Here is a 3037-nt window from a genome sequence, read left to right as displayed (position 1 = left end):
GCGGGACGCCGAGCGCCGACTTCAGACCGCGCAGCTCGCCGGGGATGTCGAGGCGCTGGATCGACCCGCCGCTGGCCGCCGCCGCCGCGACCATCCTGGCGGCCTGGCTCGCCGCCCGCGTCTCGGCGCGGCGGATCACCCGGCTGCGTCCGGTGGAGGCGCTCGGCGAGGCGGCGCTGACGCCGCCGCGCGTCCCGGTGCTCCGGCTGGTCGCGGGCGTCGCGGCGGTCGCGGGCGGGATCGTGCTGAGCCTGGTGCTGCGGTCGGTGCACACCGACGCGGCGGCCGGTCCGCTGACGCCGCTCACGGCGCTGCTGTTCACCACGGCCGTCGCGCTGCTCGGACCGCCGCTGGCGCGGGCCGCGATCGCGGTCGTCGCCGTCCCGCTGCGGGCGTCCGGCGGGACGGGCGAGCTCGCCGCCGCGAACCTGCGGACCTCCGCCCGCCGGCTCGCCTCGGTGATCACGCCGCTCACCCTCATGATCGCGATGACGGGGACGCTGCTGTTCGCGCAGTCCACGCTGACCGGTGCGGCCGAGGCGCAGGTGCGGGCCGGGACGGTCGCGGGCTACCGGCTCGGCCCGGCGGTCCCCGCCCCGACGGCGGACGCGCTGCGCCGGGTGCCGGGCGTGCGGGCGGTCACCGAGGTCGTGCACAGCCGCGTCCGCGCCGCCGACAGCCCGTACAGCGTGCAGGGCGTCACCCCGGGACGGCTGCCGGAGACCATGGACCTGGACGTCCGGGACGGCTCGCTCGACCGCCTCGGCCCCGGCACGATGGCCGTCCGCGACGGGATCGGCATGAAGGTCGGCGACAGCGTCGCGTTCGCGCTCGCGGACGGCACGCGCGTCACCGAGAAGGTCGTCGCCGTCTACGGGCGCGGCCTCGGCTTCGGCGACCTGACGCTGCCGTACGACCTGGTCGCGGCGCACTCCGACTCCCCGATGGGGACGGTCCTGGTGTCCGCGCCGGGCGTCTCGCCGGACGCGCTGCGCCGCGTCCTGCCGCCGGGCGTCTCGCTCGCCACCCCGGCCGAGGCGAACAAGGGCACCGGCAACGGGTCCGCCGTGAACTACCTGGCGCTCGGACTGATCGTCGCGTTCGCCGGGATCGCGATGGTCAACACGCTCGCCATGGCCGTCGCGGGCCGCTCCCGCGAGCTGGCGCTGCTGCGGCTGGCGGGCGCGACCCGCCGCCAGGTGCTGCGGATGCTGCGCTGGGAGACGCTGGCCGTCGCGGTGGTCGGGTCCGTCCTCGGCACGGTGATCGCGTTCTGGACGCTGACGTCCTACAGCGCGGGCATGACCGGTGCCGCCGCGCCGCACGTCCCGCCGCTCGGCGCGCTCGGGATCATCGCCGCCGCGACGCTGCTCGCGCTCGCCGCGACCGCGCTGCCCGCCCGCGCCGCGCTCCGCGCCGACCCGACGCGCACGCTCGCCGCCCGCGACTAGTCCGGCCGGACCGGGACGGGTCTCAGACCGGGACGGGTCTCAGACCGGGACGGGTCTCAGACCGGGACGGGTCTCAGACCGGGACGGCCAGGAGCCCCTCGCATGCCGCCAGCAGGCGGCGGCGCAGGGGCTCCGCGCGTCGGGTGAAGTCGCGCTGGAGGGCCGCGTACTCGGCGCGGCCCTCGGGCGTCTCGATCCGGACGGGCGGGTACCCGAGCGCGGCCAGGTCGTACGGGCTGGCCCGCATGTCCACGGCGCGGATGTCGCGGGCGAGCTCGAAGCAGTCGGCGACCAGCTCGGACGGCACGAGCGGCGACAGCTTGTACGCCCACTTGTACAGGTCCATATTGGCGTGCAGGCAGCCGGGCTGCTCCAGCTCGTGCTGGGTCTCGCGGGACGGCTGCAGCACGTTCAGCGGACGCGCCGGCGGGGTGAAGAACCGGAACGCGTCGAAGTGGCTGCACCGGACGCCGCGCGCCTCCACGACCGCCGCGATCTCCCCGGCGGCCAGCCGCATCGGCCAGGCCGCGTGCCGCACCTCGGGCGTCCGGTAGACCATGGCCCACTCGTGCAGGCCGAAGCAGCCGAACTGGGCCGGGCGGGACGCGGTCCGGGCGAGCAGGGTGGCCGTCCACTCGATCGAGGCCCGCCGCCGCGCTACCAGGCCGTCCACGTCCACGGTCGCGCCGCGCTCGGTGTCCAGGTAGTCGCGGCCGTGGTCGCGGGCACCCACGAGCTCGACGAAAGCGCCCGGATGCCACTGCTGGAGCCGGTTCGGCCGGTGGCTGTAGTAGGTGAACAGGAAGTCCTCGACAGGATGCTTCTCGCCGCGCCGGCGCCGCTCCAGATGCGGCTCCAGCCAGGCGTCCACGCGGCGGCGGTGCGCTTCGGCACGCGCCCGCCACTCGTCCGGCCCGAGGATTTCCACCCGTTCATGCTAGGCGCGATGAGTTCCTGGTCGGCCGGGAGTCCGTCCCGGGGTATCCGTCACTCAGGAGGAAGATCATGGACTGGAAGCTGGAGACGATCGTCGTGCCGGTGGCCGACGTGGACCGCGCCAAGGCGTTCTACGCCGACGGCTGCGGGTTCGTGGTGGACGTGGACTTCTCGGGCGGCGGCGACTTCCGCATCGTGCAGCTCACACCGCCCGGGTCGGCGTGCTCGATCACGCTGATGCACGAGGAGGGACGGGCCGGGTCGCTGCAGGGCCTGCACGTCGTCGTCCCCGACATCGACGCGGCCCGCGAGACCCTGGTCAAGGGCGGGGTGCCAGTGAGCGAGCCGTACTTCCACGCCCCGGACGGCTCCGAGACGACGGGCCACCATCCCGAGCGGATCGACTTCGGCACGTACCTGTCGTTCCAGGACCCGGACGGCAACGGCTGGCTCATCCAGGAGGTCCCGTCCCGCGCCGCCTGACCCCCGAACCCCCGCCCGGCCGGCCGCTTGACGCGTCCGGCCGGGCGGACGGACGCGCGGCAGGGCCAGGCGGGGCCGACGGGGACGACACGGCGCGGGCGCTCGACGCGCGGCCCGCCCTGGTCCGCGCCCCCCGAGGGGCGGGGGCACACCCGGACGGACGCGCA

3 protein-coding genes are annotated in these 3037 nt (G+C 75.7%); 2 read left to right on the top strand and 1 reads right to left on the bottom strand.

Going from position 1 to position 3037, the window contains the following annotated elements; genetic code table 11:
- A partial coding sequence (locus tag AB0J52_RS34240; RefSeq protein WP_500187042.1) for an ABC transporter permease occupies nucleotides 1-1451 on the top strand: 1451 nt, incomplete at its 5' end.
- Between the two features lie 73 nt (nucleotides 1452-1524).
- Here the strand turns inward: AB0J52_RS34240 and AB0J52_RS34235 are convergent.
- The gene (locus AB0J52_RS34235) at nucleotides 1525-2379 is read right to left on the bottom strand and encodes a 3-methyladenine DNA glycosylase (RefSeq protein WP_500187040.1); all 855 of its coding nucleotides are present in this window, start codon (nucleotides 2377-2379) and stop codon (nucleotides 1525-1527) included.
- Nucleotides 2380-2456: 77 nt separating this feature from the next.
- Here AB0J52_RS34235 and AB0J52_RS34230 point away from each other — a divergent pair, with 77 nt between their 5' ends.
- Nucleotides 2457-2870, top strand: a complete 414-nt coding sequence (locus AB0J52_RS34230; RefSeq protein ID WP_500187039.1) for a VOC family protein — start codon at nucleotides 2457-2459, stop codon at nucleotides 2868-2870.
- Nucleotides 2871-3037 lie beyond the last annotated feature (167 nt).

The organism is Spirillospora sp. NPDC049652, from assembly GCF_040675125.1.
In the GTDB taxonomy this organism is placed as follows: domain Bacteria; phylum Actinomycetota; class Actinomycetes; order Streptosporangiales; family Streptosporangiaceae; genus Spirillospora.
The sequence above is the reverse complement of the archived record's forward strand: the minus strand, read 5'-3'. Positions and strand labels throughout refer to the sequence as shown.

What these genes read in the sequence shown, in the direction of transcription:
- AB0J52_RS34230 (WP_500187039.1), top strand. Translation starts at nt 2,457, where the DNA reads ATGGACTGGAAGCTGGAGACGATCGTCGTGCCGGTGGCCGACGTGGAC.